This window comes from Hyalangium versicolor, assembly GCF_020103695.1.
Lineage (GTDB): Bacteria > Myxococcota > Myxococcia > Myxococcales > Myxococcaceae > Hyalangium > Hyalangium versicolor.
Genome location: NZ_JAHXBF010000021.1, coordinates 222,512 through 248,600, shown reverse-complemented (window position 1 = coordinate 248,600; position 26,089 = coordinate 222,512). Strand labels below are relative to the sequence as shown.

The following is a 26,089-nucleotide window of genomic DNA, read 5'->3' as shown; positions in this document are numbered from 1 at the left end:
CCTACAGCACCATGCGCAGCGTGAGGAAGTACGAGGCGTCGATCTCGTCCTCCAGCTTGGTGACCTTCTTCTGGTAGCGCGCATAGCGGGCGCCCAGGGCCACCTCATTGGTGAGCCACCACGTCCCGCCGACGTTGACGTACGTCTGCAGGGTGTGGGTGACAGGCTCGCTGGCGGGAGTGTTCCCCGTGGGAGCGATGAAGGTGGGCGACTTGTCCGAGACGCGAGCCATCTCGAAGCCGATGCCCGAGCGATCCTTCAGGCTCACATCCAGTCCGGCCGAGAAGGTGTTGGCGCGGTAGCGCGTCTCCAGCAGCGTGTCGCCGAAGCCCGCGGCGCTGTTCGTCACATCGTTCTCCACGCGCGCGTAGTTGACGAAGGGGGTGATGAGCAGCGGCACTCCCGGATCGACGCGGAGCTTGCCCAGCAGGTTGCCGCGCACGTTGTAGCCCTTGATGCGCGGATCGGTGCGCGAGTTGGTCTGGTAGTTCACGTTGAACGTCTGCAGCGCGGCCTTGGCCTCGAACCACTCGTGCGTGTACGTGAGCGACGGGGTGAGCATCTGGAAGTGCAGGTCGTCATCGGGCTGGCCGATGCGGAAGTTGCCCAGGGGACGCTCCCAGAGGCGGCTGCCGCCACCGAAGGTGCCGCCCACCTGATACGAGGCGGAGGTGCTCAGCGGGTTGGCGGCGGTGAAGCTCAGGCCGGCGCGCAGCCCGTGCCACAGGTACGAAGCCTGGATGCCCTGCCCTCGGTTGAAGCCGCTGTAGAGCAGCGGATCGCGCGTGTACTTGTCCGCCAGCAGCACGTCCGCGATGTGGGTGGAGATGAAGTCCACGCTGGCCTGATCCGTGATGATGCCGGCGTCCGCCGTGGCGTTCCAGCGCTGCAGGCGCAGGTACTGATCCCTCACGCTGAAGGAGGCCGTGCCCTCCCAGACGCCCGAGCCGTGGGCGCGGATGTTGCGCTCGAACTCGCTGCGGAAGGAGACATAGGAGCCCAGCTTGCCCTCGAAGCCGAAGCGCGTGAGCGCCAGCGTGGTGGTGCGGCTCTCGCGGTTCTTGTTGAGGGTCTGGATGAGCCGCTCCACATGCACGCCACCCGCAAGGGCCAGGATGGGCTTCACGTAGAAGGTGTCATTTCCGAAGGCCAGACTCGGCCTGGCAGCCGGAAGCGCGGGGGGCGTCAGCAGCTCCGACTTGCCAGCGCCAGCGCCCGGCTCGGACTTCGCCTCCGGGGTGGCAGGCGAGGACTCCGCGGCCGTTGCCGGACCCGGCGGAGGCTGGCCGGAAGACTCGGCGGCAGGTGCACCCTCGGGAGCCTGCGTTCCACCTGAGGGAACGGTCGAGGGAGAAGACTCGGCGGGGCTCGCGCCCGCGGTCTGGGCCCACGCCGGTGCGGTCCACAGGGCCACTGAGAGGAACACGGAGAGTCGCTTCATAGGGAGCAAGGTGCCTGCGCGAAGAGGAGAGGGAACGAGCGGGCCACGGCCACGCCGAAGCGCGAACCGGGCCCGCCTCACGAAGGGGAGAGCTGCTACTGCGCCAGGTACTGGAGCGCCAGGTTCAAGCCGGCCTCGGAGCGCAAGGATCCGAAGTGGTTGGCGATGAAGCCCTTGTTGAAGTAGCCGCTCGTATCGTAGTCGTTGAGCGTGTTGAGCTTGTTCGTCACGCACCCATCCATGTCGATGCGCGACGCCGCCTCGGAGACATAGAGGTCCTGATAGTTGGTCCCCTTCTCCTTGTCCGTCATCGTGATGGTGAAGTACTTCACCACGTTGCCCTCGCACTGGCCCGTCTTGCCGAAGGCGTAGTCCCCGTCCGCGCACGGCGTGGCGAACAAGTCTCGGGGGCCGTTGAGCGGCTTGGCGAAGTAGGTCTCCTTGTAGTTGGAGCGGCTGCCCATCTCACAGACGACGGTGCCGCGCATCGTCTTGTTGTTGTCGCACAGCGCGCCCAGCGCCGGATCATACGTGGACACACCGTGGTTGGCGCCCGACCCGAGGATGACGTGGCTCACGTGCGGGAAGGGGTTGATGGAGTCCGGCTTGCCCTGGAGATGTTCCACGTAGAGCCGGCGCAGGGCATCCCGCGCCACGGTGACGCCCATGGAGTGGCCGATGAGCGCCACTTTGCGGTTCGGGTTGTTCTTGATCACCGCCTTGATGAGCGACTGGAGGATGGGGGTGGACCACCCATGATCGATGTTGCCCGAGGAGTTGTACGTGGTGCTGTTGGACGCGGGATCGATGTTGGTGACGATGTCCGTGCGGAAGTCCACGGCGATGACGCGGTAGCGCTGGTCGATCAGCTTCTCTGCGAGCTGATCCCTCGCCGTGGTGTCCGGGGTGAACTGGACGTTCTCGTAGGAGGTGGTGGGCTGGGTGCCAGGCGGCAGGAGGAACTTCTCCCAGGTGTGCGGGCGCGTGGAGTTGCCGTGCACCAGGATGACGATGGGCTTGGAGGTGTCCTCACTGGGTTGGGCGTACTCCTTGGCAGCACAGGGATATCCCGGGATGACAGCCTTGTCTCCGTCCTTGAACCCGGTGGCGGCGTTGGGTCCGCCGAACGTCGTGGCGCCGGTCCACTTGCCGTCGTTGTTTCCATCCGTGTACGGCGTGGTGCCGGAGGTGTTGGACTTGTCGTAGTAGAGGTTGGTGGTGAAGCAGCCCGGGTGGTTCGTCAACTGCCGGTAGTGCCCGTCGTACTCCTGGTAGTTGTCCGGCGTCTGCGCCACAGAGGTGGTGAGCTCGGCCATCTCCGTCGCATCGGTGATGGGCCAGCTGTCGATGTCGATGTTGGCCGCCTTCACCTCCGCCGTCTTCGCGGCGATGCGCTCGCGGCACGCGACCACCTCCGCCGGAGGCGGTGTCGTGCCGTCATCGGGACCTCCTCCTTGCTGGGACTCGCATGCTCCCGCGAACACGCTGAGTGCCGCCACGAGGAAACGACCGCTCACACGCAGTGCCGTCATCCGTTGCTCCTTTGCAGGGGTCTGCGCTTGGGCAAGTACCAAAGAGCCTCACCGCGGAGCAAATAAAGTTGAAAGGTGATTCACCTTTGCAGTGCGTCATGCGGGCAAAGTTGAAGACTCATTCAGCTTTGCAGTGCGTCATACAGCGCACTCGCGGTGCACGATCGCGTCGCGTCGCGTCATGAAGGCATTGAGGGAAGCCCGCCCGCCGTGTGTAAATCCCGTCTTCCACGAGGACACCGACGCGCCCGCGTTTCGCTCGGGCAAAGCCAGAGGAGGGATCCATGAAGCGCCGCAAGCCAAAGCCGAGCGTGTCCTTGAGCGAGCTGGCCGTGCTGCACCGGCGGGCCTCGCGGATGAACAAGCCCTCGCAGTCGCACGAATCCCTGGAGCTGTTGGACGAGGTGTTGGAGGCGTGCCCGGCGTACGTGCCCGCGCTGCTGCTGGCGGGCCGCCGGCTGCAGAGCAGCGGCTCCAGGGGACCGGACGAGACCCGCTCGGGGCTGCGCAAGGCACGCCGCTACCTGCAGCAGGCAGTGCTGGCGTCGGATCGCTCGGCGGCCTCCATGGTGGAGCTGGGCTACTTCCTGTACGCGGCGGAGGGCTCGACGGAGTCGGCGGAGCGCTACCTGCGCGCGGGCGTGGAGAAGGCGCTGACCGTCCTGGAGGACGGGTGGAGCGGGCTCATCGACGTGCTGTACGCGCAGGGCCGGCTGCAGGAGGCGATGGAGCTGGGCAAGCGCGCGCAGCTGCTCTTCCCAGGCTCGGTGCGCATCGCCACCGCGCTCACTCCGGTGATGGCGGCTCTCGCGGCGTCCAAGGCTGAGCCCACCCAGCTGCCCAGGCGCCGCCGCTCCTTCGAGTAGTGGGCCCGTTCCTCAGTTGTCCTTCGCGCCCTCCTCGTAGTCGAGGTTGCGAGAGAACGTCTCGTCGATCTGGGTGAGCGACAGGAGGGCGAGGCTGAAGCAGATGCTCCCGACGATGATCGCCGCGTGGGCCACGGATAGGTGCTCCCTCAAGGCCAGGAACCCGGTGGTCGCGAACATCGCCGAGCCGCGCACGAAGTTGGGCACCGTCGTCGCCGCGGTCGCGCGGATGTTGGTGCCGAACTGCTCGGCCGCCATGGTCACCAGCACGGCCCAGTAGCCCACGGTGATGCCAATCAGGAAGCTCAGGGCGTAGATGAGGGTGCTGGTGAGGCCTGGAACGAGCCCGTATACGAGCATCAGCCCGAACCCCAAGGTGAGGTTCAGCCCTACCGCGCGCTTGCGGCTCTTGAGCCACTGACTGAACAGACCGGCCAGCAGATCGCCGATCGTCAGTCCGATCGAGCCGAAGAGGATGGCGTTGCCGGCTGTCACCTCGCCCTGGACGTTCAATCCCTTGGTCAGCTCCGGAGCAAACGTAAAGAGGACGCCCGTGGTGAAGTAGATGGGCACGCCGATCAGGATGCAGGAGATGTACTTGAGTAACCGCCCCCCCTGCAGCAGCAGGAAGGGGTTGGCGCGGGCCGCATCGGGCTTCTTGGAGAAGAGCTCGGACTCGGAGACCTTGAAGCGCGCGAACAGGAGCGCCAGGCCCATGACTCCGCCCGTCAGGTAGGCTGTCTTCCAGGTCAGGTGCTGGCCGATGAATGCCGCGGCAACGATGCCCAGCATGCCGAGCGTGGCCACGATGGTGGTGCCCAGACCGCGCTTCTCTTTCGGGAGCGACTCGGCCACCAGGGTGATGGCCGCTCCGAGCTCGCCCGCCAACCCCACCCCACCCAGGAAGCGGCAGACCGCGTAGCTCGTCACGTCCCAGGCGAAGGCGTTGGTGATGTTGGCGAAGGAGTACAGCAGGATCGACCCGAACATCACCGACAGGCGTCCGCGCTTGTCGCCCAGGGTCCCCCAGAGGATGCCGCCGAGCATCATCCCGCCCATCTGGCAGTTGTAGAGGAGGACTCCCTTCGAGAGGATTTCCTTCGGGTCGGTGACGCCCAGGTCCTTGAGCGAAGCGGCGCGCACCACACCGAACAAGGTGATGTCGAAGAGGTCGACGAAGTAGCCGAGCCCGGCGACGAGAACCGTCAGGGTCAGGACCGAGCGAAGATCACGCAGGAATTTCATGGGGGCGATTCAGGTGGTTGCGGCAGTGAGTAGAGGTGGATGGCGGTCTCAGGGCACCAGCACGAGCTTGCCGACGGTGGTGCCCGACTCGATGGTGCGGTGGGCCTCGGCGACCTGGTCCATCGGGAACCGAGTGACGGGTGGAGCCACGAGCTTCCCCTCCTCGACCCACGTGAGCATCCGCGTCATGGCCTCGGAGAGGATGGCGCGCTGCTCGAACAGGTAGGAGAGGTTGAAGGCGAGAACACTGGTGTTGTCGTTGGTGAGGGTGAGCGGGTTGTAGCGCGGAGTCCGCAGCCAGTCCCAGGCGAGCTTCAGCCAGTTCGGCCGTCCTCCCTGTCGAGGCATCATCGAGTGGAAGCCGTAGATGACGAGCTTGCCGGGCGAGGCGAGGTGCTTGTAGCTCTGCCCGAGGGTGGCCACGCCATTGGCATCGAGCACGACATCATAGCCCTTGGGCGAGGCCTTCTCCGCGGCCCGCCACAGATCCTCGCGAGACTTGTCGATGACGACTTCCGCGCCCATCGCGCGAGCAGTCTCCACTTTGTGTGAGCTGCCCACCACGCCCACCACGCGGCACCCGGCGACGCGTCCAAGCTGCACGAGCGCACTGCCCACTCCGCCCGCCGCCGAGTGGACGAGGATGTTCGCTCCCGGGTGCGGGTGCGCCAGCTCGAACAGCGCGTAGTACGCGGTGAGGAACACGGCCGGAAAGCCCGCGGCCTGTGTGACATCGAGCCGCGAAGGCAGCGGAAAGAGCTGGTGGCGAGCCACGACAACATGGGTGGAGTAACCGCCAAACAATGTGACACCGAGTACTTTCATACCCGGAGCCAGGTCCGTGACGCCCTCGCCCACGGCGCTGACGGTGCCGGCGAACTCGAAGCCGGGCGTGATGGGCCAGCCGACGAACTCCTTCGCCGAGGCATACAGACCCATGCGGATGACACAGTCCGCGTAGTTGACGCCGATGGCTTCGGTGGTGACCAACACCTCGCCCGCCTTCGGAACGGGAACGACGAGCGACTCGAAGGTGAGTCGCTCATAACCTCCGGGGCGATGGATGACGATCTTCCGCGCGGACATGCGGGCGGCATTATGACTGATGACGCACCGCGCAGCTGAATGAACCTTCATCTTTCCCGCATGACGCACTGCAAAGGTGAATCAGCTTTCAACTTCGCGGCCATTTGACTGACTGTGTTTTCACCGGAAGCCCCTACACTCCCGAGCACGTTCACGCGCTCTCCGCGCGCGAGCGATCCCCCCACATCAAGGAGAACAAGATGCGTCTGCGCTCTTCCCTGTCTCTGCTGGGTGCGCTGTGCCTGGGTTCGTTGTCCGCGGGCTGCGGCGAAGGCACCGAGCCCCCGGAGGTGGCAGCTGACGTCCCCGCGGCGGAGGTGGCCACGCAACAATCGGCCGTCACCACGACGGGCTTCACCACGGACTTCCGCAACTGGCTGAAGACGAACGGTTACGAGCCCACGTACAACCTGATTCGTGACGACCTGAGCGGCGGCAGCTACGGCGGCAAGGCCAGCAGCACGGACACGGTGGTGAACCAGCCGGTCATCTTCATCCACGGCAACTCGGACAAGGCCATCGGCACGGGCACCGCGGGCCAGACGGGCTGGAATGCCTCCATCGATTACTTCCTGTCCAATGGCTACAAGACGAGCGAGCTGTACGCGACGACGTGGGGCCCGGCGAGCGCATCGCTGTCGGCCTACCAGTACCACTCGAAGACGAACGTGATGAAGGTTCGCAAGTTCATCGAGGCGGTGAAGGCGTACACGGGCGCGGCGAAGGTGGACATCATCGCGCACTCGATGGGCGTGACGCTGGCGCGCAAGGCCATCCTCGGCGGCTACGCGACCGACGCGCTGGAGGGCGGCCAGTACTACATCGGCCCGTCCCTCACGTCTTCGGTGGACACCTTCGTGGGCATCGCGGGAGCCAACCGAGGCCTGACGAGCTGCTACCAGACGGGAGGATCCACCCCCACCTGCGCGGCCACCAATGGCCTGTACCCGGGCTACTGGAACGGGTTCGGCGTCTCGGGGCGCTCGGCGTACCTCGATGACCTGATGGCCTCCAGCAAGTTCGAGGGTGCCTACCGGTACTCCATCTGGTCCACGGTGGATGAGATCATCGGCTACGGCGACGTCGTCTACTACGACTACACCTCGCGCCTGCCCGGGCAGACGGGCGAGAAGGTGTACTCGTCCGTGCCGTACGGTCACTTCGGCTCGAAGGATCAAACGCAGAGCGTGCAATACAGCATGGTGAAGAACCACACCGTGCCGTAAGCCCGCTCGCGCCTCACGGAGCCGTCGCGGGAGGCGGCTCCTGCTTCGGCTCCGTGCCACCGCTGGCCGGGAGCTTCTTGAGGAACGCGCTCACGGCCTCGTTGTACTCCTGGGGGCAGTCGAGCTGCACCGAGTGCCCGCAGCGATCCAGCCCCACCAGCTCGGAGCCCCGGATGCCGGCGTGTCCGTACTCCATGATGTCGCGGGCCCGTCCGCCGTGCAGGAACGGGTTGGGGATGAGCCGGTCATCCTCGCCGAAGAGGATGATTGTCGGCGCCTGGATGTGCCCGAGGTTGTCGCGCACGAAGTCATCGTGGGCCAGCCCGTCCACCGTGCGGACATTGGCGTAGGCGTAGGAGTCGAAGTCCGGCGTGGACACGACGCGCACGCGCTCCTCGATGAGCCATTCGAGCTCCGGGCGCCAGCGCGCGAAGTTGGACTGCCGCACGCTGCCCCAGATGGCGTACTCGGGAGAGGACTTGATGAGCGTGGAGCTGAAGGCGCGCTTGAACCAGGCCTTCTCCTTCCAGGTGAACTTCTCGAAGCCCGCCGGAGAGGTGAGCACCAGCGCGGCGGGCTCGTCCGGGTAGCGGATGGCGTAGGAGAGCGCGGTCTGCCCTCCCATCGAGTGCCCCACCAGCACGGGTTTCTCCACGCCAAGCGCGTGCACCACTTCACGCACGGCGTCCGCCATGGCCTCCATGGTGTACGGGAACATCGCGGGCTTGTCGGACTTGCCGTAGCCGGGCAGATCCACCGCGATGACGCGGTAGCCCTGGGCAGCGAAGGCGTCGAGCTGGTAGCGCCAGAACTTCAGGTAAGAGCCCAACCCGTGGATGAAGACGAGCGTGCGCTGGCCCTCGGGGTTGAGCTCCACGTAGGCCACCTCGGGGACAGTGGCCATGCCATAGGCGGCAGCCGTCTTCTCCAGCGGCAGGCGCTTCACGGGCCAGGCCTGACCCTGGAGCGAGGTGTAGGGGAAGTCCTGGAAGGGGAGCGGCGGGTCGGCCTTGTACGAGCGGACACAACCCGAGGCGAGCGCGGCGGAGAGCAGCAGGACCGAAGCGGCGCGAGGAGTCTTCATGGTCAGAACGCGTACCAGGTGAAGGTGGTGAAGGCGGCCCAGGGGTTGGTCGTCACGCGAGGCGCCCCGTCATAGAAGCTGCCCTTGAACATGTAGCCGGTGTGCAGTCCCACGGTCATGAGGTAGCGGATGGTGTAGCGCAGCTCCGCGTTCACCTCGGCGCCGATGAAACGCCCGCGCGGCACATCTTCGACCCAGCGCGGTGCGGACACGTCACTGGAGGCCAGTGCGGTGCCCAGCTTCAGGTTCAGCTTGTTGGGTATGAGGTCCATCGCGCCGGTGGCGATGGCCGCGCGCAGGCCGTAGCCCTGGTTGGAGATGTCCGTGACCGCGCCCGTGTAGTTGTTGGCCGTGTTGGTGAAGGGGAACAGCAGCAGCGTCTTGTGGTTGAACCACACCGCGCCCGGCAGGCCGTACATGTTGAGGGTGAAGGCGCCCTTGTACTTGTTGTCGTTCAGGTCGCTGTCGCCCGTGGTGTACATGCCCTCGAGCGTCACCACGTCATTGGGCGTACGGCCCCAGTTGTAGAGCACCTCGGCATTGGCGGACAGGCCGCTGATCTTCACCGAGGGGTTGAGCGCCGTGTCCGGGTTGCTGCTCTTGTACTCACCGCCGTTGTACATGATGAAGCCGGAGGCGGCGAAGGGGCCGGTGCGGAAGTCGATGTTGTGGTTGAAGTTCGCGCCCGCCCAGAACACGGTGCCGGTGGGGCGCTCGATGTTGAAGCGTGGGGTACCGGTGAAGAGGCCCAGTCCACCCGAGGACGGACCGCTCTTCACCAATCCCTCGTAGGCGAAGGCATCGCCCTTGGTGTCGTCACGCAACGCCCAGGCGGACACTCCCACGTTCGTCCCGGGCCTCACTTGATAGTTGTAGTCCCCGGTGATCAGCCAGATGTACTTCAAGCGAGGATCGTCCCCGCTCGCCTTGTCCGCTTGCACGGTCCCCAGGGGCAGCAGACTCAGCTTCGCATTCCCCTTGTAGCTGCTGAAGAGGGACAGGCCGGTGGCGTCGCTGCCCAGGAAGGTCAGCTTGTAGCCCGTGCGGATGATGTCGTTGAGCGGCGTGCGCGTCGGATCGTGGTAGGTGTCGTAGACGGGCTGCGTGCCGACGAGGATCGTGAGCTTGCTGGGGTCGCGAAACGGGTAGAGCGCGACGTTGACGTTCTTCGTCTGGATGTTGATCTCATCCGCGTTGAAGCCGCCTCCCTCGTTCGGCTGAATCGTGTTGGCGGCACGGCCCCAGAGGAAATCCACCTCGAACTGGGCCCGGAATGACGCCAACCCGTCCACGAACCAGGGGCTGTACTCGATGACGGGGATCCACCGCTGCTCGGCGTAGTACGCCGTCAGGTCCCTCACGAGCACCGCGCTCCCCGAGAGATTGCCAATGGGCCCGAGCGAGACGCCCTTGAGTCCGCTCGGATCTCCCACCTGGTTGGTGACCGTGAGGCGCGAGAAGAAGTAGTTGATGAGGACGAACTCGCGGGGCTCCGCGTCCTCGTCTCGATTCTTCTCGTCCTGCCACTCGCCGTAATACGTGCCCGGCACCGTCGTCGGGCTTGCGCTCGCGGGGAGTGCGAGCCCGGACGCGACGAGCGCGAACACCGTCGCGCCACCTCGCAGGGCCTTGCCTGCTTCAGCCTTCATCCACCACGTCATAGACCCCTCTCGAATGGGAAGAAGCAAGGCGCGCGAGGCGCGCGGGTGAATCACTGCGCGGAGATGGTGTAGACCTGCTTGGCGTTACCGGTGAAGGGCTTGCTGTTGAGCGTCACCGTCTGCGCTCCCACCGCGCCGCTGGCGCAGTCCGCACCCAGGGCCTGGTTCTCGAAGTACAGCTCCAGGGTGATCGTCTTCCCGTCCGCGCTGATGCTGCCGCGCCCCTCCTGCTTGAAGCCGTAGTCGATGCTGATGTCGAAGCAGGAGGCATCCGCCTTCACGTTCTCGATGAGGACCGCCTTCGAATCGAACGTCTGCGGGGAGCCATTGGCCACCGTCCGATCGCAATCACCGATCTTGGTCTGCGGATCCACATTGCGCAGGGTGCCCGCGGTGCTGACCACCTTGAAGTTCCTGCTCGAGACGGTGATCACCGTGTCGTGGTAACATTGCGAGTTGGCGCCGAGATCCAGGTCCTCGCTGAAGCCGTTGGGGAAGGCGGGGATGTTGTCCCCCTCCATCACCAGCTTCTTGCCCTCGAGGTAGTTCTGGATGTTGTCGACCGTGTCGAACTTCGGCACCGCGGGCGGCTTGTTGGTGTCGTCGTCATCCCCTCCACATCCGATGAACCCCAGAGCACACACCACTACCGCGGACAGCAGCTTCTTCTTCATACGCGTACTCCTCATGTTCCGGCGACACTGCCGAAGACGACGTGAATGGACCCGCCTGGGGTCTAACCGCGCGCATCCGCCGCGATGGCGGCTTCCCTCAGCTCGCGCTTGAGGATCTTCCCGGCCGGAGACACCGGCAGGCGCTCCATCAGCTCCACCTTCTTGGGCACCTTGAAGCGCGCCACCCGATCCTTCAGGTGAGCCAGCAGCTCCTCGGGGGTGGCGGCAGTGCCGGGCTTGAGCACCACGAAGGCGCGCCCCACCTCGCCCCATTTCGCGTCGGGCACGCCCACCACGGAGCACTGCTGCACCGCGGGGTGCTCGTAGAGCGCCGTCTCCAGCTCCAGCGGGTACACGTTTTCGCCGCCGGAGATGAACATGTCCTTCTTGCGACCGGCGATGGTGAAGAAGCCGTCCGCGTCCCGGCGCGCCAGGTCTCCCGTGTGAAACCAGCCCTGCGCGTCGATGGCCTCCTTCGTGGCGGCCTCGTCGTTGAAGTAGCCGGAGCACATGGAGGGAGCCTTGAGGACGAGCTCACCCACCTCTCCCACGGGCACCTCGCGGCCATCGTCATCCACCAGCTTCGCGTCAACGAAGTAGTTGGGCCTACCGATGGAGCCCGCCTTGGAGATGGCGAACTCCGGGCCCATGCTGAAGATGCCGGGGCCGAACTCCGTCATCCCGAAGCCCTGCTTGAAGGGCACCGAGTGCACCGCTTGCCACGCCTGGATGAGCGGCACCGGCAGGGGTGCACCGCCGCTCGTCATGAAGCGCACGCTCTTGAAGCTCGTGGAGCGGAAGCCCGGCGAGTCCAGGAGCTGCTGGTACTGCGTGGGGACCGCGAAGAAGAGCGTCACCTTCTCGCGCTGGACCAGGGAGAGCAGCTCCTCGGGATCCCACCGCCGCATGATGACGACAGTGCCGCCCACGGTGAGCAGCGGCACCGTGTACACGAGCAGCCCGCCCGTGTGGAACATGGGCGTGTGGGTGATGGTGACGTCCGCGGGCAGTACCTCGTGGACCAGCGTGTTGAGCGTGTTCCACGCCACCATGCGGTAGGAAACCATGGCGCCCTTGGAGCGCCCTGTGGTGCCTCCGGTGAAGAGCAGGCAGAGGATGTCCTCCTCTGCCACTGCGTCGTTCGTCACGGGAGAGGAGAAGCGGTGCAGCAGCGTCTCCGCGTAGGGCATGCTCCCCGGCAGGCTCTTCGACTCCAGGTGCACGAGCCGCAGCGAGTCACCGACGCGGTCCTTCACCTGGCCCATGTTGTCGCGGAAGTCGTCACCGAAGAGGAGGACGCGCGGCGTGGTGTCTCGCACCGCGTCGGTCAGCTCGTTGGCGTGCAGGCGCCAGTTGTAGGGCACGAAGATGGCGCCGATCTTCCCGCAGGCGAAGAGGACATCCAGGTACTCCACGCCGTTGTGGGCCACCAGGCCCACCCGGTCGCCACGCTTCACGCCCGCCACGTCGCGCAGCCAGCCGCCCAGCGCCTCGGCGCGAGCGTTCAGCGCACGGTAGGTGAAGCGGCCCGCGTCCCCCTTGGCCACGTCCACCACCGCCACATGCTCTGGCCAGTACAGGGCACCTCGGCCCATCCAATCACCGATGAACATGCGCGCTCTCCTCCCCCGTCGCTGTGGAGTACCGCCGGCTCAGGCCGTCCAGCGGTAGAGCGCCGAGGCCATGGACAGGCCACCGCCGCTGGCGCAGAAGGCCACCAGATCCCCGCGCCGCACCTTGCCCTGCTCCACCGCGTCATCCAGCGTCATGGGGATACAGGCCGAGCCCGTGTAGCCCCACTTGTCCATGGTGTAGTGCGCCTTCTCCATCGGCTGGCCGAGCACCTTCATGGTGGCCTCGATGGTGCGCAGGTTGAGCTGGGTGAAGACGAATTGGCTCACATCGTTCAGCGTGAGGCCCGCGCGCTTGAGCAGGATGTCCAGCAGCTGTGGCCAGCGCTCGGTGTTGAAGGTGGAGGGGAACTTGCGGACGAACTGCACTGCAGGCTTGCCGCCCGTGAGTTGGAGCGTCTCGGCCGTGGCCGGGCGGGACGTGCCACCGGTGTAGATGCCCAGCGCGTCGTGGTACTCGCCGTTGGCCAGCAGCCGTGCGCCCATGAAGCCGGGCTTGTCACCCGCCCCCAGCACCACCGCTCCCGCGCCATCCGCGAAGAGCGTGCACGTCTTCTTGTCCTTCCAGTTCACGTAGCGCGTCATTCCGTACGCGCCCACTACGAGTATGCGCTTGTAGCTGTCATCCGCGGCGATGGTCTTGCTGGCCACGTCCAGCGCCGTCACCCACCCGGCGCAGGCGCAGTTGAGATCATACGTGCCGGCGTTGACCGCGCCCAGCTTGGCCTGCACCACCGAGGAGGTGGCCGGACTGAGGTAGTCCGGCGTATCCGTGGCGATGACGATGAGGTCCAGCTCGTCCGGCCGGGTGCCCGCGCGCTCGAGGGCCTGACGCGCTGCGGCCACACAGAGGTCCGAGGTGGCCTGGTCGTCCGCCATCACGTGCCGCTCGCGGATGCCCACGTTCTGCACGAGCCAGTCGCCCACGGACTCGCCCAGGATGCGGTCCATGTCGGCGTTGGTGATGACCTTCTCGGGGACGTAGCGCCCGGTGGAGAGGATCTGCGCGTATCTCATGTCGTGCTCCGAAGGGTGTTGCGCGCGGAACGAGCGCCGCGTCTTGCGGGAGGAGTCGTGGCCTTGCTGGAGGACTTCGCGGGGGCCTTGGCCGTCCGGGAAGGCGGGCGTGGATCCAGGCCGTAGCGGATGAGGGCCATGGCGGTGTCCAACACGCGCTCCAGCCCGGGGTCCTCCTCCCAGATGATCCAGCGCATGCCCAGGAAGTCGCCAATGCCCATCAGGCAGTAGGCGAGCGCCTCCGGATCCATGCTGCGAATCTCCCCGGCCTCCATGGCCTGGGTGAGGCCGCGCACGTAGCCCCTGGCGAAGCGGTCGTAGTAGCGGCGGTAGCAGGCCTCGTCGACGAACTCGGCCTGACGCACCACCCGGTAGAGGTTGGGGTGCTCGCGGGCGAACTCGAAGAAGGCGCGCAGGCCCTCGCGCTCCACGTCGATGCGGTGCGTGAGGCCTACGACGGACTCGGCGATGAGCCGGCGCAGGCGCTCGCCCAGCTCATCGACCACTTCGACGAAGATGGACTGCTTGTCCGGGAAATAGACGTAGAACGTGCCGAGCGCGACGCCGCTCTTGCGGGTAATATCCGCGATGGAGGCTCGCTCGTAGCCCTTCTCCCCGAAGATAACCTCGGCCGCCCGCAGCAGCTTCTGGCGGGTCTTCTGGCCCCGAGGCGTCACGGGGAGCGTTCGCTCGGAGGAAGTTGAAGGGCGATTCATGTTTCATATACGGGTAGCATCGCGCGGACGCCCTTGTCAAAACCTCCTGCTCGGGTCTTGCATGGCCCCGTGCGTCATGGATTCGGGCTCGCCGCTCCGCGTCGCGAGGTGACGGCCTCGGCACGAGAATCATAGGCTCGCCGCCCATGCTCCAGACCGCCCTGCTCGTCCTGCTCGCGGCAGCTCCTTCTGGTCCCGACGCCCTCCGCGGTTCACTCCGAGAGCGCATCGCCCAGGTCCAGGGCGCTTCTGTTGCCGTCGTCTATCGGGACCTCGGCGACCCGAAGGACTCCGTGACCGTGGAGGCCGAGCGGTCCTTTCACGCCGCCAGCACGATGAAGGTCCCGGTGATGATCGAGTTCTTCCGGCAGGTGGATGCCGGAAAGCTGTCGCTCGACCAGCCCATCCCACTCGTCAATCAGTTCCGCTCCATCGTGGACGGCTCGCCGTACTCGCTGAACCCCAAGGACGACGAGGACTCGGCCCTCTATGAGCGCATTGGCAAGTCCGTCCCCGCGAGGGAACTCGTCCAGCGGATGATCACCCGCTCGAGCAACCTGGCGACCAACTCGGTCATCGCGCTGGTGGACGCCAGGCGCGTCACGCAGACGCTGCGGACCCTGGGCGCGCCGCAGATGACCGTGCTGCGCGGCGTGGAGGACGCGAAGGCCTACGCGAAGGGGCTCAACAACACCGCCACGGCGAAGGATCTCGCCACGCTGCTGGCCGCGATCGAACAGGGCCAGGCGGCGTCACCTGGTTCCACCCAGGCCATGCGCGACATCCTCCTGGCCCAGGAGCTGAACGCGGAGATTCCCGCAGGCCTGCCCCCGGGCACGCGCGTGGCCCACAAGACGGGGCAGATCACCGGCGTCCTTCATGACGCGGCCATCGTCTATCCCACCAGCCGAGCTCCCTACATCCTCGTCGTGCTCACCAGCGGCATCCCCGAGGAGAAGGTGGCCCGCTCCCTCATCGTGGACATCTCTCGGAGCGTGTATGCGCACGCCACGCGGAAGGCTCCGAGCGCGAAACAGTGAGCAACGGATTCCCTTCAGGTCATGGATGCAGCGCGTTGAGACCCAGGGTGAACGTGGTCACACAAGGTCTCATGGGAAGTTGAAGGTCGATTCAGGTTTCATGAACAGCCCCCTGGTCAGCCCCCCTTCGTTGGGCGTACCCTCCGCTCACTTTTTCCGGCGGCCGAGTCTCCTCGCCGCCCTCTCTCCGGGAGATGACATGCAGCTCAAGGACCTGAAGGTGGTGGTGACGGGCGCGGCCCAAGGCATGGGTGCCCACTTCGCTCAGCGGCTCCACGAGGCTGGCGCCCAGGTGGCCGTGGGTGACATCAGCGAGGAGAAGCTCGCCACGCTGCCCGCGGGCATCCACCGTCGCCGGCTCGACGTGTCCAACGAGGAGGACTGCACCTCGTTCGTCAACTGGGCCTATCAAACGATGGGCGGCCTCAACGGCCTCATCAACAACGCCGGAATCCTCCGCGACGCCCTGCTGGTGAAGAAGGACAAGACCACCGGCCAGGTGAAGAAGCTGAGCACCGCGGACTGGAACGCCGTCATCGGCGTCAACCTCACGGGCGCCACGATCATGGTGCGCGAGGTGGTGGCGAAGATGGTGGAGACCGAGCAGAAGCCCGGCGTCATCGTCAACATGTCCTCCATCGCCCGGCACGGCAATCGCGGCCAGTCGAACTACGTGTCGGCCAAGGCCGCGCTCGCTGCCAACACCGTCACCTGGTCCAAGGAATTCGCTCCGTTCGGCATCCGCGTGGGCGCCATCGCCCCGGGCCTCATCGAAACCCCGATGACCCAGGGCATGAATCAGAAGGCCCGTGACACGCTGGTGGCCACCATCCCCGTGGGCCGCATCGGCCTGCCCGAGGACATCTGGGTCGCCGTGAAGTTCGTCCTCGAGTGCGACTACTTCAACGGCCGCACCATCGATGTGGACGGTGGCCTCTACTTCTAAGCAGGCAGCCAGGCAGGCGTTCTCGATTCCTTTCGCGTGAGAACAAATCCCGCGCCCGCGTGTCTAATGAATGACGGGGATTCAGGAAGCTGCTTCTTCTGGCGGGTTGCCAGGACAATCCTGAGTTCCTAGGTTATTCAGGAAGGCGGGAGGCGAAGCGTCGGTTCAATTGGACGAGAACGCGCAAACGCTGTGACTTCCGGGAAGCGGCCTCCCGCAACAGGCCGCCAAGGGCCGTCCCCCTCGTGAAGCCGGAGGGCCCGAACCAACGTGGGTGAGTCTGCTCCCTACGAGTGAAGCTCGAGGGGCATCGTCGCACCCGCTTCGAACTCAGGAGCACGCCGCAGCTGATCCAGCACGCGCGGCGCGCAACGGAGGGTCAACATCGGCAGGGAGCCGCCCGGCTCGCTGACAGACCGCACTGCGCCCAGGAGCTTGTGTGCCTCCAGCCAGCGCATCAGGTCGTCGCGAAAGCGCGCGCTCTCCGCCAGGCCCGCCTGGTAGACAGCTGCCCGGCCGGGCGGCGGCCCACTCGGCGCACGTGTGCGCTGAGGAGCGCTGCTCTCGGCAGGCATGACCGTGACGTCAATCCACTCGGACGTCGTCGAGTCCTCACGGCCCCTCCCGGGCAGGCCTCGAACCGAGGGGACAGCCCGCAACGTGTACACGCTGTCGTCTTTCCCCGGTCCATTCTGCTTCCTGCTCATGGCCCTTCCTCCCCCAGGCCCGGCGCTCCCATGGCGCCGGCCCCGGACGCTACGTCGTCAGCGGTAGACTGCCAGCCCCTTGCCCGTTCGGTGCACGCTCGAGCGCTTGAGCTTTACCGCATTGGCCAGAATCAAATCCTTCACCTCGGTCGCCGTCAAGTCAGGTGCACGGCAACGATACAGTGCAGCAATACCAGCAACATAAGGGGCAGCCATGCTGGTGCCACTCATTCGTTCGTAGAACGCCTGGTTGTTGCACCGCCGCTCGGTGCTTGAATAGATGTTAACGCCGTAACCCATGACATCCGGCACGGAGCGCTTCCCTACCGCTCCGCTGGCCGAGAAGCTGGCCACTTTCCTGTCGAAGTCGACTGCACCGATGGCCAGTGCCTCCGGAAAGCCTGCTGGGTAACCAACCGTGTTCGGTCCACTGTTGCCTGCCGCAACAACGGGGAGGACGTTGCTGTCCAGCAGCCGACGAATCATGGTCTGCAGGGCGCGCAGGTTGAGGCGGTAGTCGGCCTCGCCAATCCCCGCCGGGCACTGCACGGGGAAGCCGAGCGACATGTTCACCACCGCGGGCCGCGTGGCGTTCTCGGGCCGAGAGAACTGGTGCAGCAGCCACTCCATGCCCGCGGCCACTCGGCCGAGGCTGGTGCGGATCGTCTCCGACTCGATGACCGAGGCGACGTAGAGATCCACCTCCGGAGCCACACCGTGGTGCACGCCCGCGGCGATGCCCGCCACGTGCGTGCCGTGGCCGTCCGGATCAAAGCCGCGCACGTCTCGCGCCGGCGTGTGCGGCGAGTTGGGGAACAGCGAGACGTAGCGGAACTGCACCACCTTGCTCGCATGCTCCGGGTGATCAGCGTCGATGCCCGTGTCGAGGATGCCGAGCATCACGCCCGCGCCGCGGATGCCCTGGGCATGAGCCAGAGGCACACCGCACTCGCCGGGCCACTCGCGCTCGGCCAGCGAGGACATGCCGCGGTTGCGCGGGCCCGTCTCTCCAGCCACGGGGCCGGGGAAGGACAGCGGCACCACGTCCGGGATGAACTCGAAGTCGGACGAGAGCTCTCCGCGTGCGGAGCGCTCCGCCTTGTCCGAGTAGAAGTGCGCCATCGTCGCGCCGATGAGCGGCATGTAGCGGTACGAGCCGGCCTCCGAACCGGTCAGCTCCTGCACCGGGCCGGGGATGGGCGTGGCCGCCACCCTGTTGCTGGCGCCCCTGCCGCGCTTGCCGCCACTGGGCTTGCTCACTGAAGGCCGCGCACCCGGCAGCGTCGCCGAGCGCAGCCCGAGTTGCTGAAGCGCTTCCGCCGCGCGCTCGGCGCCAACGAAGCGCAGCGCCGTGGAGCGCTGAAGCTGCCGCTCACCCCGCGTCGTCCCCCTCACCCCCACGCGCGCCTGGGTCTCGATGCTCTCCTTGGGAACCAAAAGATAGGACTTCATGGGAATTTCACTCCTTACTGGGGACTGCGACTGCACGGGACTGCTGACTGCGTGGGTACTGCCACGGGAGGGTCGGGGGAGGTCCCTCCCAGAAGTTTCATGGAAGCTCCAATCGGGCCCGGAGCCTCTCGGACACGAGTGGAGCAATCGAGGCTTGAGCAGCCTGCTGCACTCCGGCGGTGTGCGTGGCCCAGAGCAATTCAATCTGGTCCGCGTCCACCTGGGAACCGGAGGGGGCGACGGGAAGTCCGACACCGAGCAGCTTCAGCAGCGACCAGCTCACATCATCTCGAGGCTGGGGCTGCAGACCGCGAACGGGTTTGATGCGCAGGGTGGCCTCCACGTTCAGCCGACCGTCTCCGAAGTACTCGTTGTGCGTCCGAGACGGCTCTTCCGGTCGAGGATGATACGGGTAAGGTCCCACGTCGTCGGCGCCCTGCAACAGCGCGCGACGGCAGGCCTCCACCCGCTCGATGGGCGAGAAATCCTCGAGCGCCTGGCGATGAAATGACAGCCAGAGCGCGGCGGCCCCAGCCACCTGGGGCGTTGCGGTGGAAGTGCCTCGTCCCGGACGGTAGCCCTCCGGAGGCGAGGCCCACAGCACATCGGGCGTGGGCGCGCACAGATCCACCTCCGGCCCGTCGTTGCCCGACATGCGATCGTTGAAGCGGTAACGCTTCATGTCGTGGGTGATGCCCGACACGGCCAACACGCGGTGGAAGCGCGCCGGGTACACGACACTGGTAGGAGTGCGCAGCGAGCCGCGCAACGGAAAGTGGTTGCCGGCCGCCGCGCAGATCACCACGCCCCGCTCATAGGCGTGGTTCACCGCGTCCGCCCACAGCCGACTGGGCAACCCACCCATGCTGATGGTGATGACCTGCGCGCCCTCGCTGACGCAGTGGAGGATTCCCAGCGCCAGCGAGTGCGTAGCCACCTGCACCACCGAGGGCGAGACGCGCACCGGCAGCACCGAGGCGTACGAGGCGATGCCCTGGTACTCCTCGTGATTGGCCGCCAGCAGGCACAGCGTCGCCGTGCCGTGCCCGGGTGAGAGCCCCATGCCCGCCTCCAGCGGATCCCTCGCGTCCGGCCTGTCCCGGTCCCATAGGTCCACGCCGGGCAGGAGCCGATCGGGACCCGGCACCGCGGGGTGATTCGTCCAGCCCGTGTCCAGGTGGCCGATGAGGACACCCTCGCCGGGCAGACGCCCCGCCTTCTCGAGCAGCCGCCGCGCCTGCGACATGCGGATGGCCCGCAGGTGCCAGTCCTTCGGGAGGTTCTTCCCCTGGGGCTCCGGCAGCTCGACGATGGGGTGCACCATCACCGCGTCGGGCTCGGCGTACTCCACCTCGGGCTGCTCCATCAACGCGTGCACCGCGCTCCAGATGTCGTCCGCGGACGGACCCGAGGGCACCGCCGGAGCCGCGCCGCCGCGCATCGCCATGGCCACACCCTGAGGACCTCTCGGAGACTTCGCGCCCTTCGACTTCTTCGAGCCGCCGCCTCCGGGGAGCCGCACCGTGTGCCAGCGCGCCAGCTCTCCTCCCGGCTGCACGAGCGGCATGTCCGCCGAGAGCAGGGTTCCATGAGATGTGGGGGCAGGCAGGCCATCCACCACCAAGCCCACCGCGCGGACTCCCGCCGAGCGGGCAATGGCCGTGAGCGTGCGCCGCCTCGGAGCGCGCGCCATTGCCAGGCGCGCCACCGGGGCCGTCTCTCGCAGCTTCACATGGATCTCGCCGGTGAAATGCACACCCGGCGTCGTCACGGCCTTCATTTTTCATCCCCCACTTGGGACTTCAGCGGCCCACGGTGGAATCAGACCGAGGGCCCCTGACAAATAATTACGGATTTCCCTTAGTAGACGCCAATCCATGACGTACAGGTCCTTCGGCGCATTCCTGGAACGTCGGGAATTGGGAACCATTTCGCGGATGGTGCGCGAAAGTGACCGATCACGTACAGAAGCGGTGTCGGCCAAAGAACCCTGGTGTATGCAAGGCACTCCCCCCCCGGCCTGCCAGCAGCCCGGCGGTGGGGCTGGATGATTCGGCGCCACGATTTGTTCCTCTGGTTCGTGGCATCCGGGTAAGGGGAGATTCCCCGCCCGTTGGAGAGCTCTCTTGATTCCTTATGTCGACCCGCACTCGCTGAAGATCGGCCCCATCGAGCCCTTCGGCGTCTTCGTCGCGCTGGGCATCTTCCTAGCGGCGCGCATCGTGGTGAATCAGTCGGCCCGCCAGGGGCTCGATCCCAATCCGATCCATGACTACTCCCCGTGGGGAGTGGGCGCGGGCGTCGTCTCGGGACACCTCGTCCACCTGCTCTTCTACCACCCCGAGGAGCTCAACAAGAGCCCGTTCCAGATCCTCCGGGTGTGGGACGGCCTGTCATCCTTCGGAGGCCTGCTCGGCGGCATCATCGCCGCCGTCATCTACTTCCGACTCCGCAAGGTCAGCTTCTCCAAGTACGCGGATGCCTTCGCGCTCGGCGTGGCTCCCGGCTGGGGCGTGGCGCGCATCGGCTGCTTCGTCGCCCATGATCACCCCGGCCTGCGGACCGACTTCTTCCTCGCCGTGAACTACCCCGTCGTCCCCTACGGTGGCCCCCGGCACGACCTGGGCCTCTACGACGCCATCCTCCTGTTCGCCATCACCGGGCTCCTGTTCGCCCTGCGCAAGTCCGGCAAGCTCCAGAACCGCCTGCTGAACGTGCTCGCGATCATCTACGCCTTCGGCCGCTTCTTCTTCGACACCATGCGCGCGACCGACCTCAACTACGTCGACGCCCGCTACTTCGGCCTCACGCCCGCCCAGTACGGGTGCATCCTCCTGGTCGTCTATGGCATCTGGGGACTCGCGACCAAGCGCGCGACCCAGCCCGGTGCCACGGCTCCCTCCGGTGGATCAGTAGGCACCGCGCGGTAGCCGGGCGGTAACCGGTAAGGTCCTACCAGTAGGCAACGGACTTCAGGTCGAAGACGTCCGTGTAGCCGCTGCGCATCAACAGGCCCGCAGCCATCGCGCTGCGGCCTCCGCTGGCGCAGTACACCACCACCTTCGTTCCCGGCGGCCCCACCTCGGCCACCCGATATGGCAGCTCCTGCACGGGGATGTTGCGCGCGGGCTCGGGGTGCCCCTGATGGAACTCCTCCGGCGTGCGCACATCCAGCAGCACAGCACCCTCGGCGACGAGCTGCCGGGCCTTCTCTGAGAGTTCTTTCGGTGTCATGGCGCCGCCACTGTAGACCAGAACCCGCCGCGCTCCCGACCCGTTTGCAGGTCGACACTCCCGGCCGACGCGTGTAAGCCCGTCTGAGCCCGAGATGGTCTGATCTGCACATCGCCGCGCGGATCCGTGTTGGAGCTTCAACGATCGACCGTCGGGCAATAGCCCTGAGCGTCCCCGGCGCGCGTCAATTCGCCTGAATGGCACCCTTCTCCCATTCGGGCCCCGCCAGCGCGCCTGCCCCACCAACGCCGCTGGTCCTCACCTGGCCCGCGGCGCTCATCGGCCTCCTCTTCGGAGTGCTGATGACCTATGTGCCATACGAGTTCCGGGTCGCCTCCTTCCGCCCCCTGTACCCGTACGTCAGAGAGATGGGCATCACCTACCTCGCCAGCAGCCTGGCGATGCTGGGCTCCCTGCTCTACCCCCGCGCCCCTCGGTGGCTGGATGTGTTGGGACGCGTGGGCTTCATCATCACCACCACCGCGTACTGGTGGGTGCTCAATGTCCTCAGCGGCAGCTTCACCGGCACCATCCTCTATCCGTTGCTCTTCATCGGGCTCGCCCTGGAGGCCCTACCCTCCTTCCGCCGCCGGCCGCTGTTCCGCGGTTTCGTCGGCATCATCGGCCTGTGCTTCGGCCCGCCGATGATCGTCGCGCCCGAGCGCTTTCCTCCCGCCATCTACGCCTACCTGTCTCCCGTCATGGCCATGACGGGCGTGCTCTTCATGGCCGCGGGCCTGGCGCTCCTGCTGCCCCTCCGCCGGTGGCGCCCGTGGCTGCCTCGCGCGGTGATGGGAGCCATGGCCCTGCCCTATGGCCTGCTGTCCTGGGCGCTCGGCCGTGGCCAGTTCTGGATGGGCATGTCCGTGTACGTCATCATCACCCTGGGCTGCGTGGCCGAGGCGGTGGCCTGGCGTCCCCGCGCTCCGCGCACCGTCGGCTGGAAGTTGCTGCGCGGCCTGGCCTTCGCCGGGCTCGTGCCGCTGCTCGCCCTGGGGGCCGTCGCCTCGTTCCTCGCCCAACGCGCCATCGAAGAGCAGGTGCGCGAGGATACGGTGCGCACCGCCACGGGCGAGGCCGACTTCGTGCGGCGCTACATCGAGGAAGCTCGCGAGGACCTGCGGCTGCTGCTGGACACTCCCGGCTTCCGTGCGGCCTTCGCGGACGGAGATGCAAGCCGCCTCGAGCCCTATCTGCTCAACGTCGCCACGCGCCCGCGCCCCTTTGGGACCGTCATCGCCATGGACGCGAAGGGTGCGGTGCTCGCCTCCTCCGCGAACATCCAGGGGCTTGGCCCCCTGCCGACGTTCACCGAGATCGTCTCCGAGCCCTTCATCCATCGAGGCCCCCGTCCCTATGTGGCCCTGGCCCTGCCCTTCGAGGAGCGTGGACACCGCCGGGGCGCGCTGGTCGGACTGTTGTCGCTCAAGCAGCTCGCGGCGGCCTCCACCCCCGCCGCCCGGCGCTTCCACGTCCAGGTGCTGGACCGGAGCAGCCTCCAGGTGATTCGGGACACCGCTCCCAGCGCTCCCATGCTCAGCCCCGCCCGCCTGCCCGAGGCCCTCCGCAAGGCGGTGACGAGCTCGGGGCAGTTGGTCATCGAGACCTTCGACGCCGTGGACCGCCGCATCCTCGGAGCCCAGGCCGCCGTGCCCGGCACGCAGTGGAGCGTGGTGGTGACGCAGGAGTTGGGCGTGGCCTACGCGGCCATCACCCGGATGAGCGCGGCAGTGGTGGGAATGCTCGTGTTCGGCGTCCTGCTGGCGCTGGCGCTCTCCCAGTTCGTCGCCCGGGATGTCATCCGACGGCTGACGGCCCTGCGCGAGGCCACCGCCGCCCTGGCCGCGGGAGACCTGGACCGGCGCGTCGACGTGGAGGAGGACGACGAGCTGGGCGAGCTGGCTCGCGGCTTCAACGACATGGCCATCCGCACCGGCGCCACCCAGGTGGAGCTGCGCGACGCGGTGAAGGTTCGCGAGGAGTTCCTCAGCGTGGCCAGCCACGAGCTGCGCACCCCGCTCACTCCGCTCAAGGGCTTCGCCAGCCTCACCCTCCAGCGCCTGGAGCAGAGCCCGGAGAGCCCGGAGCGCGAGTGGCTCCTCAAGGCCCTGCGCTCCATGTCCCGGCAGACCGACCGGCTGGCGCGCCTCGTGGATGATCTGCTGGACACCGCTCGCATCCAGTCCGGACGCCTCGAGCTGATCTGCAAGCCGGTGGACCTGCTCCCCGTCGTGAACGAGGTGCTCGAGCGCTTCGAGCTGCGCGGCGCCGAGGGCCTGCACTTCGAGCTGGAGCCCCCTCCTGGTCCGCTCGAGGGCGTCTGGGACGCGACGCGGCTGGATCAGGTCATCACCAACCTGCTCAGCAACGCCGTGCGCTACTCGCCGCAGGGAGGAACGGTGCGCATCTCGTTCGGCGTGACGGCCTCGTACGTGGAGCTGCGGGTCCGGGACCAGGGCATCGGCATCCCTCCCGAGAGCCTGCAGCGCCTGTTCCAGCCGTTCTCTCGCGCCTCCAACGCCACCTCACGCCACTTCGGCGGGCTGGGCCTGGGCCTGTTCATCTGCCGAGAGATCGTCGAGCGCCACGGCGGCGTCATCTGGGCCGAGAGCGAGGGCTCTCAGCAGGGCAGCAGCTTCCACGTCCAACTGCCTCGGGCTCCCATCCAGGCCGTTCCCCAGCCAGACCCAGCTCCCATCGCGGGCAAGCCCTCCACGGGCCTCCCGGGTGAAGCGTCTCTCAGCCGATGGACGGGATGATGGGCAGCTGGCCGCGAGGGAGCTCCAGCGTGAACGTGGAGCCGTTGCCCGGGCTGCTCGTCACTCGCACCGTGCCGCCAAACGCCTCGACGATCTGCCGGGTGATGTAGAGCCCCAGCCCCAGACCGCCGTAGTGCCGATCGCTCACCGCGCGCTCGAAGCGCTCGAAGATGCGCCCCAGGTCCTCCTCCGCGATGCCGATGCCCTGGTCCTCCACCGTCAGCCGCGCCCGCTCGCCGTCCTCCTCCACCCGCACCACCACCGGCCGGCCCGCTCCATACTTCAGCGCGTTCGACAGCAGGTTCGTCACCACCTGCTCCACCCGCAGCCGATCCCACCGGCCGAACACCGGCTCCGGCGCGTGCAGCTCCAGTGCGCAGCCCAGCTTCTCCGCCGATGGCGCAAACCGCGAGAGCAGCTCCGCCGCCACCGACGAGAGGTCGACCTCCTCCAGCTCCAGCCGAAGCCGACCCGCGCTGATCCGCGACACGTCCAGCAGGTTGTCCACCAGGTCCGTCAGCTTGCGCACCTGCCTCAGCGCCACCTCCAGCGCGTCCGAGACCTTCTCGGGGGGCATCGGCGTGCCGCCCAGCATCGCCTCGCTGGCCTGACGCTGCATCGCCTGCAGCTTCAGCCGCAGCGGCGTCAGCGGCGTCTTCAGCTCGTGGCTCGCGATGCCCAGGAACTCGTCCCTCAGGCGCACCGCCTCCTGCGCCTCGTGGTAGAGCCGGGCGTTGTCCACCGCCGCCACCACCCGGCGGGACAGCTCCTCCACCATCTCCAGATCTTCCGGACCGTAGCGCCGGCCCGCATCACACGAGGCGAAGGTGAACAGCCCCACCGCCTGCCCTCGCGAGCGCATGGGGATCAGCATCATCGACAGCGCCCCCAGCCGCTCCAACTGCTGGAGCTCCTCCGGCGTGCGCGTCATCTGTTCCATGTGCTCCGGCAGGAAGTCCGGGTAGAGGCGGGATTCGCCTCGCGCCAGCGCCTGGAAAAGCGCACTGCCCGTCTCCTGGCTGGCCGAATACCTCGGCGCCTCGCGCAGCAGCACCTCGCGCGTCGGATCCCGGTGCGCCGCCGCCACCCGACGGAACGTCCCGTCCTCCTCCAGCATGTCCACCAGACACCACGAGGCCACCGAGCTCGCCGCCAGGTGCGCCACGCCCGCCAGGATGGCGTCCGGCTCGGCCCTCACCTCGGCCAGCTCCCGGCTGGCGTCCGAGAGGAACCGCAGCGCCTCCTCCGCCCGCCGACGCGGCGTCAGATCCTGCACCAGCACCAGCGTGCGCTCCGGCCCCTCCAACCCCAGCGCCGCCAACACCACCGGCACCCGCGTGCCGTCCGCCCGCACATACTCCGTCTCCAGCGGGCCCGCCGTCCCCAGCCGACGCAGCGCGTCCACCGCCTGCGCTCCCGCCGAGGGCGTCTCCGGCGCCGCCAGCGCGTCCCAACGCACCTGCCCCGCCTCCACCGCCTCGCGCGTCAGCCCCGTCAGCCTCAAGAAGGTGTCATTCGCATCCAGCAGCCGCCCCTCGGGATCGGTAATCAGCAGCGCCGGCAGCGGCACCCGCAACAGCCGCCGCATCAGGTTCCCGTCCTGCGTGCGGCTCCGCCTGGCGCGCGGTAAAGGCGCCTCTGGCTCGACTGCTGTCTCGGGCGCTTCGGCCTCTACCGCCGCGGCCAGCGGAGCTCGATCCAATGCCATTCCGATGATCCCCCCAAGGGGCACTCCATCTTGCTCGACCTGCCGGAGTTTCCGGAAGACACCC

At 67.0% G+C, this 26,089-nt stretch carries 21 protein-coding genes; 6 read left to right on the top strand and 15 right to left on the bottom strand.

Going from position 1 to position 26,089, the window contains the following annotated elements:
* Position 1: 1 nt before the first annotated feature.
* Together KY501_RS37395 and KY501_RS37390 are read right to left on the bottom strand one after the other, a co-directional pair.
* Positions 2-1,441 carry a hypothetical protein gene (locus tag KY501_RS37395; RefSeq protein WP_224368661.1) on the bottom strand — a complete coding sequence of 480 codons (1,440 nt, stop codon included), beginning with the start codon at positions 1,439-1,441 and terminating at the stop codon, positions 2-4.
* A 95-nt stretch (positions 1,442-1,536) separates the two neighbouring features.
* Positions 1,537-2,973, bottom strand: a complete 1,437-nt coding sequence (locus tag KY501_RS37390; RefSeq protein ID WP_224368660.1) for an esterase/lipase family protein — start codon at positions 2,971-2,973, stop codon at positions 1,537-1,539.
* Positions 2,974-3,257: 284 nt separating this feature from the next.
* On the opposite strand from KY501_RS37390, the gene KY501_RS37385 reads away from it, so the two are divergent.
* The gene (locus tag KY501_RS37385) at positions 3,258-3,839 is read left to right on the top strand and encodes a tetratricopeptide repeat protein (protein WP_224368659.1); all 582 of its coding nucleotides are present in this window, start codon (positions 3,258-3,260) and stop codon (positions 3,837-3,839) included.
* A 12-nt stretch (positions 3,840-3,851) separates the two neighbouring features.
* Here KY501_RS37385 and KY501_RS37380 read toward each other — a convergent pair whose 3' ends face one another.
* Both KY501_RS37380 and KY501_RS37375 read right to left on the bottom strand, forming a co-directional pair.
* Entirely contained in the window at positions 3,852-5,084 is a 1,233-nt protein-coding gene (locus KY501_RS37380; protein WP_224368658.1) for an MFS transporter, read from the bottom strand.
* 48 nt (positions 5,085-5,132) lie between these two features.
* Positions 5,133-6,170 carry a synaptic vesicle VAT-1 family membrane protein gene (locus tag KY501_RS37375; protein WP_224368657.1) on the bottom strand — a complete coding sequence of 346 codons (1,038 nt, stop codon included), beginning with the start codon at positions 6,168-6,170 and terminating at the stop codon, positions 5,133-5,135.
* 200 nt (positions 6,171-6,370) lie between these two features.
* Between KY501_RS37375 and KY501_RS37370 the strand changes: the two genes are divergently transcribed.
* Positions 6,371-7,396, top strand: coding sequence for a lipase family protein (locus tag KY501_RS37370; protein WP_224368656.1), 1,026 nt, complete (start codon positions 6,371-6,373; stop codon positions 7,394-7,396).
* 13 nt (positions 7,397-7,409) lie between these two features.
* Here KY501_RS37370 and KY501_RS37365 read toward each other — a convergent pair whose 3' ends face one another.
* The 6 genes from KY501_RS37365 to KY501_RS37340 form a co-directional block, all read right to left on the bottom strand.
* Positions 7,410-8,480: an alpha/beta fold hydrolase gene (locus KY501_RS37365; RefSeq protein ID WP_224368655.1), complete on the bottom strand. Its 1,071-nt coding sequence runs from the start codon at positions 8,478-8,480 to the stop codon at positions 7,410-7,412.
* 2 nt (positions 8,481-8,482) lie between these two features.
* Positions 8,483-10,129: a hypothetical protein gene (locus KY501_RS37360; protein ID WP_224368654.1), complete on the bottom strand. Its 1,647-nt coding sequence runs from the start codon at positions 10,127-10,129 to the stop codon at positions 8,483-8,485.
* A gap of 62 nt (positions 10,130-10,191) precedes the next feature.
* On the bottom strand, positions 10,192-10,815 hold the full coding sequence (locus KY501_RS37355; RefSeq protein WP_224368653.1) for a hypothetical protein: 624 nt from the start codon (positions 10,813-10,815) through the stop codon (positions 10,192-10,194).
* A 62-nt stretch (positions 10,816-10,877) separates the two neighbouring features.
* Positions 10,878-12,428, bottom strand: a complete 1,551-nt coding sequence (locus KY501_RS37350) for an acyl-CoA synthetase (protein ID WP_224368652.1) — start codon at positions 12,426-12,428, stop codon at positions 10,878-10,880.
* Between the two features lie 39 nt (positions 12,429-12,467).
* Positions 12,468-13,463 (bottom strand): 3-oxoacyl-ACP synthase III family protein, encoded by a 996-nt coding sequence (locus tag KY501_RS37345; RefSeq protein WP_224368651.1) that lies wholly within the window; start codon positions 13,461-13,463, stop codon positions 12,468-12,470.
* Positions 13,460-14,179, bottom strand: a complete 720-nt coding sequence (locus KY501_RS37340) for a TetR/AcrR family transcriptional regulator (RefSeq protein ID WP_224368650.1) — start codon at positions 14,177-14,179, stop codon at positions 13,460-13,462. Before KY501_RS37340 ends, KY501_RS37345 begins: the two co-directional genes overlap by 4 nt.
* Before the next feature lie 146 nt (positions 14,180-14,325).
* Between KY501_RS37340 and KY501_RS37335 the strand changes: the two genes are divergently transcribed.
* Both KY501_RS37335 and KY501_RS37330 read left to right on the top strand, forming a co-directional pair.
* The gene (locus KY501_RS37335; RefSeq protein ID WP_224368649.1) at positions 14,326-15,219 is read left to right on the top strand and encodes a serine hydrolase; all 894 of its coding nucleotides are present in this window, start codon (positions 14,326-14,328) and stop codon (positions 15,217-15,219) included.
* 199 nt (positions 15,220-15,418) lie between these two features.
* The gene (locus KY501_RS37330; protein ID WP_224368648.1) at positions 15,419-16,165 is read left to right on the top strand and encodes an SDR family oxidoreductase; all 747 of its coding nucleotides are present in this window, start codon (positions 15,419-15,421) and stop codon (positions 16,163-16,165) included.
* 287 nt (positions 16,166-16,452) lie between these two features.
* On the opposite strand, the gene popD is transcribed toward KY501_RS37330, so the two are convergent.
* The 3 genes from popD to KY501_RS37315 form a co-directional block, all read right to left on the bottom strand.
* Positions 16,453-16,872 (bottom strand): PopC secretion inhibitor PopD, encoded by a 420-nt coding sequence (popD, locus tag KY501_RS37325; protein WP_224368647.1) that lies wholly within the window; start codon positions 16,870-16,872, stop codon positions 16,453-16,455.
* 57 nt (positions 16,873-16,929) lie between these two features.
* The gene (popC, locus tag KY501_RS37320; RefSeq protein ID WP_224368646.1) at positions 16,930-18,324 is read right to left on the bottom strand and encodes a subtilisin-like protease PopC; all 1,395 of its coding nucleotides are present in this window, start codon (positions 18,322-18,324) and stop codon (positions 16,930-16,932) included.
* Between the two features lie 97 nt (positions 18,325-18,421).
* Positions 18,422-20,104, bottom strand: coding sequence for a S8 family peptidase (locus KY501_RS37315; RefSeq protein ID WP_224368645.1), 1,683 nt, complete (start codon positions 20,102-20,104; stop codon positions 18,422-18,424).
* Between the two features lie 346 nt (positions 20,105-20,450).
* Between KY501_RS37315 and KY501_RS37310 the strand changes: the two genes are divergently transcribed.
* The gene (locus KY501_RS37310; RefSeq protein WP_224368644.1) at positions 20,451-21,254 is read left to right on the top strand and encodes a prolipoprotein diacylglyceryl transferase; all 804 of its coding nucleotides are present in this window, start codon (positions 20,451-20,453) and stop codon (positions 21,252-21,254) included.
* A gap of 22 nt (positions 21,255-21,276) precedes the next feature.
* On the opposite strand, the gene KY501_RS37305 is transcribed toward KY501_RS37310, so the two are convergent.
* Positions 21,277-21,558, bottom strand: a complete 282-nt coding sequence (locus tag KY501_RS37305; RefSeq protein ID WP_224368643.1) for a rhodanese-like domain-containing protein — start codon at positions 21,556-21,558, stop codon at positions 21,277-21,279.
* A 197-nt stretch (positions 21,559-21,755) separates the two neighbouring features.
* Between KY501_RS37305 and KY501_RS37300 the strand changes: the two genes are divergently transcribed.
* Complete coding sequence (locus tag KY501_RS37300; RefSeq protein ID WP_224368642.1) at positions 21,756-24,317, top strand: sensor histidine kinase; 2,562 nt, start codon at positions 21,756-21,758, stop codon at positions 24,315-24,317.
* Here the strand turns inward: KY501_RS37300 and KY501_RS37295 are convergent.
* A complete protein-coding gene (locus KY501_RS37295; protein ID WP_304608688.1) occupies positions 24,298-26,025 on the bottom strand; it encodes a sensor histidine kinase in 1,728 nt (575 codons plus the stop codon). The two genes, KY501_RS37300 and KY501_RS37295, sit on opposite strands and share 20 nt — an antisense overlap.
* Positions 26,026-26,089 lie beyond the last annotated feature (64 nt).